Source organism: Aquabacterium humicola (assembly GCF_030167915.1).
In the GTDB taxonomy this organism is placed as follows: Bacteria; Pseudomonadota; Gammaproteobacteria; order Burkholderiales; family Burkholderiaceae_C; genus Pseudaquabacterium; species Pseudaquabacterium humicola.
Map to the genome: position 1 here is coordinate 247,696 of NZ_JARGNB010000007.1, position 17,644 is coordinate 265,339.

The 17,644-nt window shown below is 71.5% G+C and carries 11 protein-coding genes; 3 read left to right on the forward strand and 8 right to left on the reverse strand.

From position 1 onward, the window contains the following. Positions 1-17: 17 nt before the first annotated feature. Positions 18-1,169, reverse strand: coding sequence for an aromatic ring-hydroxylating oxygenase subunit alpha (locus P1K89_RS26330; RefSeq protein WP_284619510.1), 1,152 nt, complete (start codon positions 1,167-1,169; stop codon positions 18-20). 142 nt (positions 1,170-1,311) lie between these two features. Between P1K89_RS26330 and P1K89_RS26335 the strand changes: the two genes are divergently transcribed. Continuing rightward, entirely contained in the window at positions 1,312-1,734 is a 423-nt protein-coding gene (locus P1K89_RS26335; RefSeq protein WP_284619511.1) for a universal stress protein, read from the forward strand. Between the two features lie 7 nt (positions 1,735-1,741). Here the strand turns inward: P1K89_RS26335 and P1K89_RS26340 are convergent, their stop codons facing one another. The 5 genes from P1K89_RS26340 to P1K89_RS26360 form a co-directional block, all read right to left on the reverse strand. Then, entirely contained in the window at positions 1,742-2,563 is an 822-nt protein-coding gene (locus tag P1K89_RS26340) for a methyltransferase domain-containing protein (RefSeq protein WP_284619512.1), read from the reverse strand. Positions 2,564-2,627: 64 nt separating this feature from the next. Beyond that, entirely contained in the window at positions 2,628-3,461 is an 834-nt protein-coding gene (locus P1K89_RS26345; protein WP_284619513.1) for a helix-turn-helix transcriptional regulator, read from the reverse strand. Further along, positions 3,461-5,518: a S9 family peptidase gene (locus tag P1K89_RS26350; protein ID WP_284619514.1), complete on the reverse strand. Its 2,058-nt coding sequence runs from the start codon at positions 5,516-5,518 to the stop codon at positions 3,461-3,463. The genes P1K89_RS26345 and P1K89_RS26350 overlap by 1 nt, the downstream gene beginning before the upstream one ends. Before the next feature lie 13 nt (positions 5,519-5,531). Continuing rightward, complete coding sequence (locus P1K89_RS26355; RefSeq protein WP_284619515.1) at positions 5,532-7,844, reverse strand: hypothetical protein; 2,313 nt, start codon at positions 7,842-7,844, stop codon at positions 5,532-5,534. A gap of 156 nt (positions 7,845-8,000) precedes the next feature. Further along, positions 8,001-10,226 carry a prolyl oligopeptidase family serine peptidase gene (locus P1K89_RS26360; RefSeq protein WP_284619516.1) on the reverse strand — a complete coding sequence of 742 codons (2,226 nt, stop codon included), beginning with the start codon at positions 10,224-10,226 and terminating at the stop codon, positions 8,001-8,003. A gap of 135 nt (positions 10,227-10,361) precedes the next feature. On the opposite strand from P1K89_RS26360, the gene P1K89_RS26365 reads away from it, so the two are divergent. Both P1K89_RS26365 and P1K89_RS26370 read left to right on the forward strand, forming a co-directional pair. Beyond that, complete coding sequence (locus tag P1K89_RS26365; RefSeq protein ID WP_284619517.1) at positions 10,362-10,595, forward strand: DUF2789 domain-containing protein; 234 nt, start codon at positions 10,362-10,364, stop codon at positions 10,593-10,595. A 37-nt stretch (positions 10,596-10,632) separates the two neighbouring features. Continuing rightward, a complete protein-coding gene (locus P1K89_RS26370) occupies positions 10,633-14,550 on the forward strand; it encodes a DUF4062 domain-containing protein (protein WP_284619518.1) in 3,918 nt (1,305 codons plus the stop codon). Positions 14,551-14,615: 65 nt separating this feature from the next. On the opposite strand, the gene P1K89_RS26375 is transcribed toward P1K89_RS26370, so the two are convergent. Together P1K89_RS26375 and uraD are read right to left on the reverse strand one after the other, a co-directional pair. Continuing rightward, complete coding sequence (locus P1K89_RS26375) at positions 14,616-15,851, reverse strand: M20 family metallopeptidase (protein ID WP_284619519.1); 1,236 nt, start codon at positions 15,849-15,851, stop codon at positions 14,616-14,618. A 20-nt stretch (positions 15,852-15,871) separates the two neighbouring features. After that, positions 15,872-17,644 (reverse strand): 2-oxo-4-hydroxy-4-carboxy-5-ureidoimidazoline decarboxylase, encoded by a 1,773-nt coding sequence (gene uraD, locus P1K89_RS26380; RefSeq protein WP_284619520.1) that lies wholly within the window; start codon positions 17,642-17,644, stop codon positions 15,872-15,874.

Genomic DNA, 17,644 nt, shown 5'->3' on the forward strand with positions numbered 1-17,644 from the left:
GCCGATCCTTTCAGGCGCTAGCCGGGCACGTCCGAACGCAGCGCCGCGTCGAGCTGCGCATGGAAGCGCACCGCGGCGAACTCGAAGCGGCCGAACGTCAGCGCGCTGTTCGCGCCCGAGGCCAGCCCGGCCTGGATCGATTCGGCCAGCGCGTGGTCCTCGGCCAGCGTCGCGCGGTACAGCGCGACGTTGCGCTGCCAATGGCCGAGCGCCTTGTCGGTGGCCGGCGGATCGGGGATCAGCGTCAGCTCGTGCACCCGGGTGGTCTCGGGCGCCAGCGGCTCCACGCTGCTCAGCTGCGCGTGGTCGACCTGCACCAGGAAGAAGGTGTTGGGGAAGAAGAAGTAGATCAGGTTGCCGTGCTGGCGCGGCTGGAAGTGCTCGGCCGCCGGCGGGCGCGTCGGGTCGAGCGACGCCTTGACCAGGAAGAGCCGTCGGTGCGGCCCGAGCTCGTCGACGATCTGCACGTTGTCGGCGAACATCTGCGCGATCGTCGCGCGGTGCGCCACCTTGAAGTGGTAGGCCTCGAACGAACCGTCGGCCAGCAGCTTCCAGTTGCAGCGCCGCTCGATGGTGCGCGGATCGAAGCCGGCATGCGTGCCGAAGCCCATCGTGTCCAGCTCGTCGGCCAGCGGTGCCAGCAGCGCACCGGCATCGATGGCCGCGCAGCGCGTGTCCGGCACGACCCAGACCGCGCCGGCGCGCTCGGTCACCGCCAGCGGCCGCAGGCCGGCGGCTTCGCGGTCCAGCGACGGGAAGCCGACCTGCTGCGGCACGCCGCGCAGGCGGCCGTCGAGGCCGTAGGTCCAGGCGTGGTACGGGCAGGCGAAACGATCGGACCCTTGGCCGGTGCCCGGCGGCACGATGCGCGCGCCGCGGTGCCGGCAGACGTTGACGAAGGCGCGCAGCACGCCGTCGTCGCCGCGCACCACCAGCAGCGGCACGCCGAGTCGGTCGGTCGACACGTGGCTGCCGGGCGCGCGCAGCACATCGGCGGCGGCGACCGGCTGCGGCCAGCGACGCAGCAGCGTGCGCTCGCGCTCGAAACGCTCGGCATCGAGGTAGTCGGCGACGGGGATCGTCGACGGGGCGTCGGCCATCTCCGGCTCGTGCCGTTCGAGCACCGCCAGCGCGCGGCGCAGCAGGTCCTGGGCGTTGGTCGGCGTCATGGGGCTCGCGACAGGGCAGGGCGATGGGCGGGATGCTAGCGGTCGCCGGCGGGCCGATCCAAGTCAGCCGGATTGACGGCGATCAAGCGTCGCGCCGGCCCGGTGCGCGACGATGACGGCATCGAACCCGGAAGGAGCCCGCATGAAGATCCTGCTCGCTGTCGACGGCAGCGCCACCACCAAGCGCATGCTGGCCATGCTGGCCGCGCACGACGAGATGCTCGGCCACGGTCACCAGTACACCGCGGTGACGGTGGTGACGCCGATCCCCGGCCGTGCCGCGGCCTTCCTGTCGCGCGAGACGATCGACGGCTGGTACCAGGAACAGGCCGACGAGGTGCTGAACCCGGTGCGCAGCTTCGCGGCGCAGAACGGCTGGAACTTCGAGGCGCGCCATGTCATCGGCCATCCCGGCGACCAGATCGCCGCGTTGTGCGAGGAAGGCAAGTTCGACCTCGTCGTGATGGGCACGCACGGCCATTCGATGATCGGCAACGTCGTGATGGGCTCGGTGGCGACGCGTGTGCTGGCGCTGGTCAAGAAGCCGGTGCTGCTGGTGCCTTGAACGGCCGTCACGAAACGGGCGCGCTCGCCGTGCCCTTGAAGAACACGTAGAGGAAGCTGCCGTCGGGCTGCGTCGTGCGGTCCAGCGCGGCGAGCCCTTCGTCGAAGCGCGCCGCATCGATGAGTCCGGCCGCCACGGCGGGTTCCCGCACGCCGGCGATCATCGCGGTGAAGGTCCTGCGGGTGAAGCCCTCGACCAGGGCCGGCCGGCTGGCGTCCGCGTAGACGACGCGGGGGTGCACCTGCACCGCGCCGTAGCCGGCCGCGCACAGCAGCGGGTACAGCGCGCGGCCGATGCAGGCATCACCGCCGGCACGGCGCTGCAGCGCCACCTGGCAGGCGATCGCCTCGCGCGCCGCGGCGCTGTCGGGATGGAAGACGGTCGGGCCGTGGTCGCCCTCGATCACCGTCATCGTGCCGCCTGGGCGCAGCAGCGTGCGCAGGGCCGCCAGCGCATCGACCGGCCGCGACAGGTGCTCGAGCACGAAGCAGACGAAGGCGTGGTCGAACGACGCCGGCGCGAACGGCAGCGCGAACAGGTCGGCCTGCCGGAACTCGACGTTGCGCAGGCCGGCCGCGTCGGCGCGGCGCCGGGCCTCGTGAACCGAGCCGGCATCGATGTCGATCGACGTGAACCGGGCGTCCGGGCTGCGCGTGGCCAGCGTCAGCGTCTGCGCGCCGACGCCGCAGCCGACTTCCAGCACGCGGCTGCCGGCCGGGAAGGTGGTGTCGCCGTGCAGCAGCCCGGCCAGGGTGTCGGCCTGGTCGTTGAGGCGCTGGTGCTCGTTCTCCGAATGGCCGTGCACATAGCCGGTTATCGATGTCGACATCGGGAGGCCCGCGGTGGTGTGGATGCGGCAGTCTCGCGGCGCGGGCGAGCCGCCGTCTTGAACGTTATTGCAGCCGGGGCGGACGCACCGCCGCGCGCTGCCAGTCGCCCGGCGTGTAGCCGAACAGGCGCACGAAGCAGCGCGTCAGGTGGCTCTGGTCGGCGAAGCCGGCGCCGGTGGCCGCGTCCGCCAGGCGTGCGCCGTCGCGGATCAGCCGGCGCGCGTTTTCCGCGCGCTGCTGCAGCAGCCAGGCATGCGGCGGCAGTCCGTAGAGCGCGGCGAAGCGCCGCAGCAGCTGGAAGCGGCTGCAACCGGCCATCGCGGCGAGCTCGGCGAGCGTCGGCGCGGCGAGCGGGTCGTCGGCCAGCCGTTCGCGCACCGCGCGCAGCGCGGCATGCGGCGCATCGTCGGCCGGCTGCGCGGGCGCCAGCAGCGCGGTGCAGCAGCGGGCCAGCGCCTCGTCGCAGGCCATCCGTGCCGCGGCGTCGCCGCTTCGCACCGGGCCGGCATCGAGGCGGCGGAACAGCGCGGCGATCGCGGTCTGCCGGTGGCGCTCGCGGTGCACCGGTTGCGTGAAGGCCAGTCCGCCCGCCGGCGTGCCGAGCACCGCGGCCACGGCGTCCGGCGCGAGGTACAGCATGCGCCAGCGCCGCGCCGCGCCGTCCACCGGCCGGCCGTCGTGCACTTCGCCGGGGTTGGTCGTGATGACGTCGCCGGCGACCGCGCGCACCTCGCCGCGCCCGCTGGCCGATTGCTGCGCGCCGCGCTCGAGCAGCCCGAAGCCGAAGTCCGCATGCCAGTGGCGGGCGTAGTGGCGCGCGCTGTCCAGCCGCGTGCCATGCACGCCGGGCCAGGGCGTCGCCAGCACTTCGCCGCGGTGGACCGGCGCGCTCGCCATCAGCGCCGCCCTGTCGCGCGAGCGGGTGGCCGGTCGTGCTGCGCGAGCCAGTCGAAGACCTCGCCGTACCACTGGCGCGAGTTGCGCGGCTTCAGCACCCAGTGGTTCTCGTCGGGGAACCACAGCAGGCGCGCCGCGACGCCGCGGCGCTTGAGCGTGTTGTAGAAGGCCAGGCCGTTGCAGTCGGGCACGCGGTAGTCGAGCGCGCCGTGGATCACCAGCGTCGGCGTGTTCATCGCCTGCGCGAAGTTGTGCGGGCTCTGCGCCAGCACGGCGGCCATGTCGTCCCAGTAGAGCGCGCCGAGGTCCTTCGGCCGGTCGGGGTAGGAATCGGCCGCGAAGGTGGCGACGCGGTCGAACACGCCGGCGTGGCAGACGTAGGCGCGGTAGCGGCCCGGAGCCGCGTGGCCGTTCATCCAGGCGACCAGGAAACCGCCGTAGCTGCCGCCGCTGGCGAAGAGGCGCTTGGCATCGACCCAGCGCTGCGCTCGCAGCCAGTCGGTCGCCGCCTCGAGGTCCTGGAACTCCAGCTCGGCGAGCCGGCCGACGATGCTGTGCTTGAAGGCGTGGCCGAAGCTCGTCGAGCCGTGGTAGTTCACCTGCGCGACCACGTGGCCGCGCGAGGCCAGCAGGTGCGCGTTCCAGCGGTAGCCGAAGTTGTCGCCGGCGGCGATCTGCGGGCCGCCGTGGATCACGTGCAGCACCGGGTACTTTCTGCGCGCGTCGAAGCCGGGCGGGAAGGTCAGCCACATCTGCACGTCGTCGCCGAGCGCGCCTTCGAAGCGGACCGCCTGCACCTCGCCGAGGTCCAGTCGCGCGAGCAGCGCATCGTTGAAGCGTTCGAGCCGGCGCGGCGCTTCGCCACCACCGTCGACGCCAGCGCGCTGCGCGAAGACGCGCACCGGGTGGCTGTGGCCGTCGACCGCCGTGACGACGACGTCGTCGCCCGGGGCACCGCCGACGCCGAGGCCCTGCACCCAGCCGTGCTGCGTCAGCGGCTCGAAGCGGTCCTCGTCGACGGCGCAGCGCCACAGCAGGCAGCGGCCCTGCTGTTCGGCGCGACAGTACAACGCGCGTCCGTCGCGTGACCACACCGGCGCGCCGAGCACCTCGTGGTCCCACGCGTCGCCGAGCAGCCGCCAGCGTCCCCCGCGCCCGAGCAGCGCGGGCTTGGCCGGCATCGTGTGCGCGACACCGACGTTGGCCGCCACCGCCACCAGGCGATCGCCCTGCGGGCTGTAGCGCGGCAGGTCGAAGTCCCAGGCCTCGTCGTCGGCCACGGTCCGGAAGGCCGGGCGCGCGCCTCGCGGCGAACCGAGCGTCAGCTCGACGATCGTCCGGCGCTGGCCGGCCATCTGCTCGGCCGCCGGGTCGAAGGCGAAGGCGATGCGCCGGCCGTCGGCGCTGACGTCGAAAGGCAGCGGCTGCAGGTCGACCCGCGGCAGCTGGTGGTGCGTGCCTTCGAACAGGTCGACGATGCGGCCGCTGCCGAAGTCCAGCGTCAGCAGGTGCAGCACGCGGCCCATCGGATGCTGGTGGTCGAAGAGCCGGTAGTTCGCCTCGCCGGTGGCGTAGCCGGTCTCCTTGCGCGCATTGAAGCCGGCGAAGGCCCTGGCCTGCGCGTGCGCACCCTTCAGGTCCGGCCAGACCCACGCCGCGAAGACCACGCCGCGGCCGTCGGGCAGCCAGCGGAAGGCCTCGATGCCGGGCGCGAAATCGCTGGCGCGGCGGGCCTCGCCGCCGTCGGCCGGGATCAGGTAGAGCTGCGGCTGGTCGTCGCTGGCGCCCTGCTGCGCGCGTTTCGCGACGAAGGCGATGCGATCGCCGCGCGGCGACCAGACGGGCTGGCCGCACTTGCGGCCGAAGCGCGTCAGCGGCCGCGGCGCACGCCGGGCCGCGGCATCGAGCAGCCACAGCTGGGTGCGGCTGTCGTTGTCCTCCATCGACGGCGTGGTGACGCTGCACACCACCCGTGAGCCGTCGGGCGCGACGGCCACCTCGCCGATGCGCTCGAAGCGCCACAGATCCTCGATGCTGATCGCGGCGCGCTTGGGCATCGGCGCCGGCGGCTCAGTGCAGCTTGTGCAGCGGGCCGGCGCCGCCTGCGCGATGGGCGTGCCGCAGCCGCTGCATGGTCTGCAGCTCGCGCTGGAACCGCGCCATCTCGTCGAGCGTCGGCGGCTCGCTGGCCAGGCGCTGGCGCCGGGGGATCGCCGCCTGGTCGAGGTTGGCGCCCCAGCTCTCGCCGACGCGCATCGCGATCGGCGCGGGCAGCTGGTCGACCTCGGCCTCGTCGGCCCAGGGGGCGAGCTGGCGCACGATCTCGCGCACGCGGGGCTTGATCAGCGCCTCGCCGACCCGGCCGCGCTGGCCCCAGCGCACGATCACGCTGGACGACGAGGTGGTGTCGCTGTCGAAGGCGTCGACGATCGCGAAGTCGCGCCGGATCCCCAGCCGCCGCTGCATCAGGAACTCCTCCAGCGTCATCGCGATGTCCTCGAACGAGGTGGTGTAGCTGTAGTCGTCGGTCGCCAGGTCGGCGCTGAAGAAGCCGGCGACCTGCGCGGGGGTGTAGGCCTTCTGCGCGGCGGTCGCGGTCTCACCGCGGAAGCGCACGCGGCCGAGGTCCTTCATCGGCGTCGACGACAGCGGGAAGGCCGCCGGCACGGTGTCCGAGGTCAGCTGGTAGGCGTCCCAGCGCGGCAGGAAGCTGTCCAGCACCGTGTGCGCCGGGTTCAGCGTGGCATAGGACGACGGCGGCGTGTAGTCGAGCGCGTGGCCAAGCTCGTGGAACATCAGCCAGCCGGCTTCGTTGTGCACGTCGTCCAGGGTGCGCGTGATGCGCTGGCGGGGGTCGAAGAACGCGAAGATGTTCTGGCTGCCGCGCACGTAGCGCCACATCGTCTCGTACTGCAGGCCGTCGCCGAAGTCGCTGCGGTAGTCGGGTGCCTCGTTCATCGTGTCGCGTTCCTCGGGCGTCAGCCAGAACGAGTCGCCGTCGAGGTAGATCGCGCCGGTGGCCGGGAAGTAGAACGAGGGCCGGATGTGCGTCGACAGCACCACCGCGGTGACGCTGTTGAGCATGCGGCGGAAGTCGCCGCGGGTGTCGTGCGTGCGCAGGAAGTTCTCGAAGTTGCGGCCGAGCCAGTCGTGCGATACCAGCACGCGCGCCATCACCTGTTCGACGCTGGGAATGCCGCCTTGGCTGGTCTGCGCCAGGAAGGGCAGCGTGCCCAGTGTGCAGAGGTTGGCCTTCGAACCGCTGTGCCAGGTGGCCGCGTCGTAGCTGCAGCGCCGCAGCACCGCGGCATACGGCCCGTTGGCGACGTACGGATAGACGCGCGCGACATGATCGCCATTCCACACCGCGTTGGTATCGCTGGCCGGGGCCTGGTTGTGGCGCTCGACGAGCACGATCACCTCGTCGCTGGCCATGCGGCCGGCGGTGGTGTGCAGGGTCGCGCGCAGGCGCACCAGCGTGTCGCGCGTCACCTGCGGCGCGGTGAACACCGCGAGCCGGCTGGTCGAGGTGTCCAGCGTCACCGCCGGACCCTCCACCTGCGTCCAGGTCACGGCCTTGACCTCGTCGCCCGAGGGCAGGCGCGGCCACGCGCGCACCGACACCTTGCCGCCCATGCGCACCGCATGGCTGGCGCGCACGGTGATGCCGGCCTCGGCGCCGTCGCCGGCAGCCACGTCGAGCGACACGGCCTGCGAGCGCGGCGTGCCATCCGGTGCGGTGAAGTTCAGCTGGAACGCATACGAGCCGGCCTGCGGCGGATCGAAGCTGATGGCCTGGGTCTTGTCGGCGGGCAGCGTGACGGCCGGGCCGGCGGTCTGCGTCCAGCGCGGCGTGTCGATCGCGCCGCTGCAGCCGGCGATCACCAGGCCGGCGTTGCGCCCGACCGCCGCGTTCGGCGTCGAGAAGACGTCATGCGTCGCGCCCGTCTGCGCGCACAGCGTCGACAGCACGCGCGGTTGCGGGGTGATGTACTGCGTCAACGCGCCGACCGGGCGGATCTCGGCGCCGAAGAGGCCGCCGAGCACGTAGACCTGGCCGTCCTTCACGCCGAGGTAGATGCCGGTGGCTTCGTAGTAGCGGTAGCGGTAGCCCAGCGCGTCGCCGCTGGCCGGATGGCCGGGGAAGTATTCGGGAAACTGCACCTCGCCGTAGTTCATCAGCTGTTCGGCCGCGTCGACCGGATCGACGGTGCCGGCCACCGCCAGCGCACGGCGTTGCGGTGCGGCATCGCGCGCCGTGACCAGCGCCTGCGCCGCGCCGGCGACCGTCGGCTGTCGCGTGGTGGGGCCGTCGCTGCCGCCGCAGGCGGCGAGCCAGACGGTGGCGGCCAGTGCGAGGCCGAGGAGTGCACGTTGCAACATGTCTAGGAAAGCTCCGGGGAACGGATACGAGCCGGCGCGAACCCTCGCGCCGGGCACCCGACCGGGACTGCTTTCAGTCCATCGGCGGGGTCCGGTATTGTCATGGCCGGAGGCACCCGCGCCGGCGCCAGAAGGGTGATCTCGGCCGGCGAAGCGTTACACGACGCTACGCCGGCCGGCACGCCACAGCACGAACGCGAACTCGTCCGCCCGCTCGTCGTCGACCTGGCTGCGCGTGCTGCCCAGGCCGTGGCCGGCGTCGAAGCTCACGCGCAGCAGGATCGGGTTCGCCGAGCGGTTGGCCTTCTGCAGCGCGGCGGCCATCTTGCCGCCATGCCAGGCCTCGACGCGCGGATCGGTCATGCCCACCGTCAGCAGCACGGCGGGATAACGCGTGCCGGGCCGCACGTGCTGCAGCGCGTCCATCGCCTTCAGGCCGGCGAAGCCGTCCTTGGTCGTCACGGTGCCGAACTCGTCGATGTTCGGCGGGCCGTTCTGCGAGAACTCCGCGCGCAGCGCGTTGGAGATGCCGACGTTGGAGATCACGCCGGCGAAGAGGTCCGGGCGTTCGGTCAGCGCCCGCCCGACGGTGATGCCGCCCGCGGAGCCGCCCTGGATCGTCAGTGCCGCCTTCGAGGTCCAGCGCTCGCGGATCAGGTGCTCGCAGCAATCGATCAGGTCGCGCCAGGTGTTCGGCTTGGTGAGCTTCTGGCCACCTTTCCACCAGCGCTTGCCGTACTCGCCGCCGCCGCGCACGTGCGCGGTGGCGAAGACGCCGCCGCGTTCCAGCAGCGCGAGCGTGCGCAGGCTGAAGTACGGGCCGCTGGTGATCTGGTAGGCGCCGTAGGCCTGCACCAGCGCCGGGTTGCGGCCGTCGCGCTTCAGGCCTTTCTTCGCGACGATCGACAGCGGCACCCGGGTGCCGTCGCGCGCGGTCGCGAAGCTGCGGATCGCCTCGTAGCCGGACAGGTCGACCGTGGCCGGCGGCGCGAGGCCGGCACGCTCGGTGCGGCCGCTGGCGGGGTCGTGGCGGAAGGTCGTCAGCGGCAGCAGCCAGGCGGTGCCGTCGATGAAGCAGCCGTCGTCGGCGGTGCTGGCCGACAGGCCACTGATCGAGCCCTCGAACGGCAGCGCGACCGACGACAGCTTGCCGTCGCGGCCGAGCCGGCGCAGCGCGTGGTAGCCGCCGTCGAGGTCCAGCAGGTACAGCCCGTCGCGCGCCAGCGCGAGGTTCTCGACGACCAGCGGCCCTTCGGGCACGACGCTGACCGCGTTGGCATAGGTGCCGCTGGCCAGCGGCGTGCGCAGCACCTTGCCGTTCTGCGCGCCGCGCGTCGTCAGCAGGTAGAGATCGTCGGCATCGAAGGCGAGGCCGGTGACCTCGTCGTCGATCGTGCAGACCTGGCGCCACTTGGCGCGGCCGGCCACCGCGTCGCCCAGCGGCGCGACGAAGATCGGGTTCTCGCGCCGCACGCCACCGTATAGCACCAGCACCGCCCAGTCGCCCGAGCGCGCGCAGTTGATCGACGGGAACTCGCTGTCCGACAGCGGCAGCGAGGCGTCCTTGCCGTGCTGCACCAGCAGCACGTCGTCCTTCGGGTCGGTGCCCAGCTTGTGGAACAGTGCCGGCGAGCGCTTGTAGTAGTCGACCGTGCCGAGCTTGCCCACGTCGGCGACGCGGCCGTAGAAGAAGCCGCTGCCATCGGGCAGCCACGATGGCCCGGCGTACTGCGTACCGGCGATGCGCTCGGGCAGCACGCGCATCGTGTCGACCTCCATCACGTGCAGCACGGAGTTCTCGCTGCCCGCCGGGGACAGGCCGTAGACGACGTGCCGACCATCGGGCGACGGCACCCACCAGTCGAGCGACAGGTGCGTGCCGCCGTCGCCCTTCATCGTCGTCGGGTCGACGAGGATGCGCTCAGGCCCCGTGGCGCCGGCGCGCACCGCGAGCTTGAAGTTGTCGGCGCCGGCCGGTCGCACCTGGTAGAAGACCTTGTCGCCGGCTTTCTGCGCGCCGAAGGCCACCGCGGTGCCGCCGGACAGCTCGGTGATGCGGCGCTTGAGCGCGTCGCGGCCGGGAATGCCGTTCAGCACCGCGCGCGCATGCGCATCCTGGCCGCGCATGAAGGGTTCCCAGTCGGGGTCCTTCGGGTTCTCCATCCAGCGGTACGGATCGACCACCGTCTCGCCGAAGAAGGTCTCCTTGACGGGCTCGATGCGCGCGACCGGCAGCGCCGGCGACTTCACCCGCGCGCCGGCTTTCGCGGCCGCGGCGAGCGAGGTCAAGGGCCAGGCCGGGACAGCGCCGGTGGCCAGCGCCGCGGTGGCGCGCAGCAGGTGGCGGCGGTTGGGCCCGAGGGCAGGGGACGATGTCTTCATGGTCTATCGGCAACCGGGCTTCAGAGGGCGCCGATTGTGACCAATCGAGCGGGCCCGGCGGGTCGCCAGGCGGGCGGCGCCGCCTTAGGATCGTCAACCCGTAGTAGGTTCTGCCATCATGGCTCGAAGGGCTTCATGGAATCACCCGTGCATCGCCTCGGCGACCTGTTCCGTCAACTCGGCCTGCCCGACGACCCGTCGGCGATCGAGGACTTCATCGCCACCCATCGTCCGCTGCCCGGCTACGTCACGCTGGCGGACGCCTCGTTCTGGAACGCGAGCCAGGCGCAGTTCCTGCGCGAAGCGGTCAACGCGGACGCGGACTGGGCCGAGTTGATCGACTCGCTGGCGGCCCGATTGAGCGGCTGAGCCTCCAGGCTGCACTGAAGCGAGGGGCTTGCGCACCATGCCGAACGACATCTACCTCTCGTCGACCCTCGAGGACCTGCGCGTGGAACGCGAGGCCGTGCGCGACATGCTCGCTCGCAACGGATACGGCGTGAAAGACAGCTACCAGGCGAGCGACCAGGCCCTGCTTGCCAGTTGCTTCGAGGACGTCGCGTCCTGCGCGTTGTACGTGTGCATCGTCGGCATGCGCTACGGCCACCGGCCGGAAAGCGCCATTGCCAATCCGGAGGGCAAGTCGATCACGCAGCTCGAGTTGGAGCACGCCCGACGCCTTGGCCTGCCGTGCCTGGTCTTCCTGAAGTCAGAGCAGGCGGCCTACACGCGCGGCCAGCACGACGAGCTGTGCAAGGAGAACGAGCATGGCCTGCGCATCAAGACGTTTCGCGATTGGCTGCAGACAAAGTCCGGCTTGCGGCCGGCACAGTTCGAGACGATCCATGAACTGCAGGAAAAAGTGCTGGCAGCGCTCCCGCAGGCACTCGCGAAGGTGGCGTCGCAGCGCGCTTCCACCCGGGAATCACGTGCGGCAGAGGCCGTGGTGCGCGTGCCGTTCATGGTCGACGATCTCCCGCCCGACTTCGTGCCGCGGCCGGCGGAGTACGCGCAGTTGGTGTCGCACCTGCTCGACCGCGAGCGCAAGGAGCCGCTGGCCATCACGACCGCGCTGCGTGGTGCCGGAGGCTTCGGCAAGACCGTGCTGGCGCGCGCGCTGTGCCACAACCAGGACATTCGGACGGCCTTCAAAGGCGGCATCATGTGGGTCACGCTGGGCGAAAACCCTGGTTCGCTGATCGGTCGCATCCAGGATCTGATCTACATGCTGAGCGACCGGCGGCCCAGCTTCGACGGCATCGAAGGCGCGAGCACCGCGCTGGCCGAAGCACTGGGCGAACGCGACATTCTCATGGTGATCGATGACGCCTGGGACGTGGCGCACGTGCAGCCGTTCCTGCGCGGTGGGCCGCGCTGCGCGCGGGTGATCACGACGCGCCGTGACGACGTGCCACCGCAGAACGCGAGACGTACCGATGTCGACGCCATGTCGAGCAGTGAGTCGCTGGCGCTGCTGAGCCACGGCTTGCCTGAAGGCGCGGTACGGGCCGGCGGCGAGACGCTGGCCGCGTTGACGCGTCGCCTCGGGGAGTGGCCGCTGCTGCTGAAGCTGGTCAACAGCGCGCTGCGCGACCGTGTCGTGCAGCGGGGCCAGGCACTGGGCGATGCTCTCGCCTATGTGAACAGCGCGCTCGACGAGATGGGGCTGACCTTCTTCGACGCCAGCGACGTTGGCGCGCGCAACACGGCGGTAGCGACGACGCTGGACGTCAGCCTAGCCCAGCTCGGCGAGGCCGACCGGGCCCGCTTGCATGAGCTGGCGGTCTTTCCAGAGGACGTCGCCATCCCGATCGACGTGATCGCCGCGCTGTGGGCGCACAGCGCAGGACTCAAGGGCATCGCCAGCGAGCGCTTGTGCCAGCGACTCGCGCAGCTGTCATTGTTGCAGGCGTTGGACCTCGGCACGCGCACCGTGCGGCTGCACGACGTCGTGCGCCAGTTCCTGCTCGGCCGGGTTGGCGGCGGCGTGCCGGCACTTCATGCGCTGCTGCTGGACAGCGCACGGCCGACGGACGGCGCCTGGGCGGCACTGGCACCTGCTAAGGGCTACTGGTGGGACTGGCTCTTCGTCCACCTGCGTGCAGCCGGTCGGAGCGACGAGTTGGTGGCGACAGCGCTAGATCTGCGCTACCTGACGGTGAAGGGGCTGCTGTGCACGCCGGCAGCGGTGGAAGCCGACCTCGGCATCGCACTTGCCGTGGAGCCCGAGCACGGCAGACTGCTTGCATTGCGCCGAAGCTACACGCAAGCCGCGCACCTGCTGTCGCGCTGTCGCGGGCGGGACGAAGCGCAGGCAACGCTCGCCGCGCGACTCCGGTTCGTCGATGCGCTCGCGCCGCTGGCCAGTGCGCTGCATGCAGGAAGCGCCACGCCCCGCCTGACGCCAGTCACGGTGCCGCCGGACCTGCCGCACCCGGCGCTGATCCGCACGCTGGGCGAGCACCACGGCACGATGAACGTCTGCGCGCTGAGCGCCGACGGCCGCCGCATGGCCACGGCGGGCCGCGACCGCACGATCCGCCTGTGGAACACCGGCAGCGGCGTCGAGCTGCTGTCCTTGCCGGGCCATGCGGTGCGGGCGCTGCGGCTCAGCGAGGACGGCAGCCTGCTCGCGGCCGCCACCGAAGAACGGCGGCTGATCGTCTGGGACACCCGCACCGGCGAAGAGCGCCTGCGCTGCGCCGGTCATGTCGACGTGCTGACCGGCTGCGCGCTGAACACCGCCCACCGCCGCGTGCTGAGCTCGTCGCTCGACGGCACGATCCGGCTCTGGGACCTGGACAGCGGCGCGCTGCTGAAGACGCTGGGCCGCACCTCGGCCGAGAACGAGCGCGCATTGATGGTGCCGGCCAACGATGCCGGCCACAGGGGCCCGGTGCTCGGCTGCGACATCAGCTCTGACGGCACGCTACTGGCCTCGGCCTCGAGTGACCAGACGGTGATCCTGTGGGATGTGCGCACCGGCGAGGCATTGCGGGTCTACCGCAGCCACGAGGCCGCGGTGAATGCCTGTGCGTTCAGCCCCGACGGCCGCTTCCTGGCTGCTGCGAGCGCCGATCAGACGGTGTGCATCTGGTCCGCCACCGACACCACGGTTCGCCTGCTCGCCGGGCATGACGATGCCGTGAAGGACCTGGCGTGGTCCGACGACGGCGCGACGCTGCTGAGCGCGTCGGCCGACGGCACGCTGCGCATGTGGGACGTGGCAACGAAGCGCCTGCTGCGCAGTTACACCGGCCACACCGACTGGGTCGTCAGCTGCGGCCTGTCGTCGCGCGCCGGGTTGATCGCGTCGGCGTCGATCGACGGCACCGTGCGCCTGTGGGAGCGGGATGCGCCCGGCAGCGAGCGGGTCCGCCGCTCGCGCAGCGAGCAGTGGGTGCAGGCCTGCGCCGCGCAGCCCGCGCATGGCCTGCTCGCCACCACCGCGGCCGACCGTGGCCTGCTGCTCTGGAATCCGGCGCGGTGCCATCGCACCATGTCGCTGCGCGGCCACGAGGCAGCCGTGCGTGCTTGTGCGATCAGCGCCGACGGTCGCTTGGCGGCATCGGCCTCAGCCGACAAGTCGGTGATCGTCTGGGACGTGGTGACAGGGCGCCTGCTGCACAAGCTGAGCGGCCATCGCGACTGGGTCAACGCCTGCAGCATCGACGCCACCGGCACGCTGATCGCCTCGGCATCGAACGACCGTACGCTGCGGCTGTGGGACCTGGCGTCGCGCGCGCGCAAGCTGGCTTTCGTCGCCCATGCGCACTGGGTCACCGCCTGCGTTATCAGCCCAGACCGGCGCTGGCTCTATTCGGCCGCCGCCGACGGCACGCTGCGGCGCTGGCCGCTGGCCGACATCGACGAGGCGCTGTGGGAAGACTGGCTGTCGGGCCGCCGCGAGCTGGCGGCGGACGCGGCGGTCGCGGCGCTGCGGCCGCTCGAGCTCGGCGGCCATGCGCAGTCGCTGAACGCGCTGGCGCTCAGTACCGACGGCCGGGTGCTGGCCAGTGCGTCCAGTGACCGGACGCTGGGGCTGTGGGATGCGCAGACCGGCGAGGGTCTGCGGCTGCTCGAAGGCCACCTGCTCGACGTCAACGGGTGCGCCTTCAGCCCGGACGGACGGCAGCTCGCGTCGGTGTCGTCCGACGGCTGCATCAAGGTCTGGCGCGTTGTCGACGGACAGTGCCTGATGTCGCTGCGCGTCGACAGCGAGCTCACGGACGTGCGCTTTGTCGATGCCGACGGCGCACGACTGGTCACCGTTGGCGCGATGGGGGTGTACTTCCTCGGTTGCGGCGACGGCGCCCCCGCGTGAGGCGGGCATCGTCCTGCGGCCCGGTGGGCAACGGCCTTGGCCTCGCCAGCGTCCTTTGACCGCCTTCAGCGCAGCAGATCCCGCAAGGTGCGCGCCACCACCTTGGTCGCGCGGCGCAGGTCTTCCAGCACCAGGTGTTCGTCGGCGCGCTTGGCGTTGGACTCCAGCACCGTGCGCGGGCCCGCGCCGTAGATCGCCGCCGGCACGCCGGCCGCGCCGTAGAGGCGCACGTCGGTGTACAGCGGCGTGCCCGAGGTCGGGATCGGCTCGCCGAACACCGCTTCGCCGTGGCGCTGCAGCGCCTGCACCAGCGGCGCGCTGCGGTGGTCGGGCTTCCACGAATCGGCGCGCAGCAGGCGCCTGATCTCGACGCGGATGCCGGGGACCGTGGCGGCCGCCTCGGCGATCACGCGGCGCACGTCGGCCTCGACGACTTCCGGGTTCTCCTCGGGGATCATGCGGCGGTCGAGCTTGAGCACCACCTTGCCGGGCACGACGTTGGTATTGGTGCCGCCTTCGATGCGGCCGACGTTGAGGTAGGGGTGCTGGATGCCGGGCACCTTCGACAGCACCGAGCGATAACGCGCATTCTGCTCATACAGCGCGTTCAGGATGGCCACCGCGCCCTGCAGCGCGTCGATGCCGGTGTCGGGGATCGCCGCGTGGGCCATCTTGCCGTGCACCGTCACTTCCATCTGCAGGCAGCCGTTGTGCGCGGTGATCACCTGGTAGCTGAAGCCGGCGGCGAGCAGGAAGTCGGGCCTGGTCAGCCCTTTCTTCAGCAGCCAGCCGGGGCCGAGCTCGCCGCCGAACTCCTCGTCGTAGGTGAAGTGCAGCTCCACCGCGCCGCGCAGCGGTGCGCCCAGCGCCTCGAGCGCCCGCAGCGCGAAGGTGTAGCTGGCGAAGTCGCTCTTGCTGACCGCCGCGGCGCGCGCGTAGAGCTTGCCGTCGACCACCTCGCCGCCATACGGGTCGTGCGTCCAGCCCTCGCCGGGCGGCACGACGTCGCCGTGCGCGTTCAGCGCGATGGTCGGGCCGCCGTCCGCGAAGCGCCGGCGCACGATCAGGTTGGTGATCGATTGCAGGCCGTAGTCCTGCACCTCCTGCGCGGGCACGGCATGTTTTTCGGCCGTGTAGCCGAAGCCCTGCAGCAGCTCGGCGGTGCGTTCGGCATGCGGCGCGTTGTTGCCCGGCGGCGTGTCGGTGGGCACCTGCACCAGGGCCTGCAGGAAGCGCACCTCGTCGTCGAAGTGCGCGTCGATCCAGGCGTCGAGCTTCGGATAGTCGGTGGCGTGGTTCATCGTCATGGCGGGCAAGGTCTTCAAGCGGTCGCGAGGTCGTCGAGCAGGTGGCCGAAGGCGCGCACCGCGAGCTCGATGTCGTGGTTGGTGCTCGATTCGAGCGGGTTATGGCTGATGCCGGCGTTGAGGCCGCGCACGAACAGCATCGCCTGCGGCATCACCTCGTGCAGCTTCATCGCGTCGTGGCCGGCGCCGCTGGGCATGCGGAACAGCGGCAGGTGCAGCCGTTCGACCGCCCGCTCCCAGCGTGCCTGCCAGGCTGGGGCGCTCGGCGCGGCGGCGGCGCGCAGCGTCTCCTCCAGCCGATGAGCGAGTCCGCGGCGCTCGCAGATGCGCTGCAGCTCGGCGAGCGCATCGGCGGCGCAGGCATCGCGCGCGGCGTCGGTGGTGGCGCGGATGTCCAGGCTGAACGCGCAGCGGCCGGGCACGACGTTGATCGACCCGTTGGGCACCTGCAGCATGCCGACGGTGCCGACGACATGCGGCACGCTGGCCGCGCGCTTTTCGAGGTAGAGGATCAGCTCGGCGACGGCCGCCGCGGCATCGCGCCGGCGGTCCATCGGCGTCGTGCCGGCGTGGCTGGCCATGCCGATCACCTCGCCGAGGTAGCGCACGCTGCCGTTGATCGAGGTGACGATGCCCAGCGGCAGGTCGAGCTCGTTGAGCACCGGCCCCTGCTCGATGTGCACCTCGACGAAGCCGAGGTAGCGGGCCGGGTCGCGCTTGAGCTTCGGGATGTCGGCGATGCACAGGCCCGCGTGCTGCATCGCCTGGCGCATCGTGATGCCGTCGGCGTCCTGCTGCTCCAGCCACGCGGGGTCGAAGTGGCCGGTCAGCGCGCCGGAGCCGAGGAAGGTGGCCTTGTAGCGCTGACCCTCTTCCTCCGCGAAGCCGACCACCTCGATGCCGAAGGGCAGCCGCCGGCCGGCGTCGCGCAGCGCGCGCACGTTGGCCATCGGCACGAAGATGCCCAGCCGCCCGTCGTACTTGCCGCCGTTGCGCACGGTGTCGTAGTGGCTGCCGGTCAGGAGGCGCGGCGCATCCGGCGTCGTGCCATCGTAGACGCCGACGACGTTGCCGACCGCGTCGATCTCCACGCGGTCGAAGCCGCAGTCCTCGCGCATCCAGTGCGCCAGGCGCTGCGCGCAGGCGCGGTGCGCGTCGGTCAGGTAGGTGACGGTCAGCTGGCCCTGCTCGACATAACCCGGGTCGCTGTGCTGCGCGAGCTTCTCGGCCCAGTCCCACACCAGGTTGCCCTGGGCCGGCGCCTCGCCGAACTTGTCGTCGAGGCGGATCTGCGCGATGCGGTGGATGTTGCGCAGGCACTCGGCGAGCTCGTAGTCGGCCGGGTGCTGCAGCCGCCGCTCGAAGGTGGCGATGATCTCGTGCCGCGACAGCCCCAGTCCGCGCGGGCCGCGCACCGCGAGGATGAACGGGAAGCCGAATTTGGCGTTGTAGTCGGCGTTGAGCCGCTGCAGTGTCGCGAATTCCTCGGGCGTGCAGTCGGTGAGTCCGGCCTTGCCCTGCTCGTGGGTCGATTCGGCGGTCAGCGTCTTCGACACCATCGCCTTGCCGGCGAGCTCCGGGTGGGCGCGGATCAGCGTCAGCTGCGCCGCTTCACCGGCATCGCGCACCACCTGCACCAGCGCCTGTTCGAGCTGCGCGCGGCTGCGGAAGGGGCGCTGCGCCGCGGCGCGCTCGGCGATCCACGGCGAGTGTTCATAGACGCCGTCGAGCAGTGCGGTGAATTCGGCCGCGCTCGCGGCGTTGAGTTGGTCGAGGGTCAGGGTCAT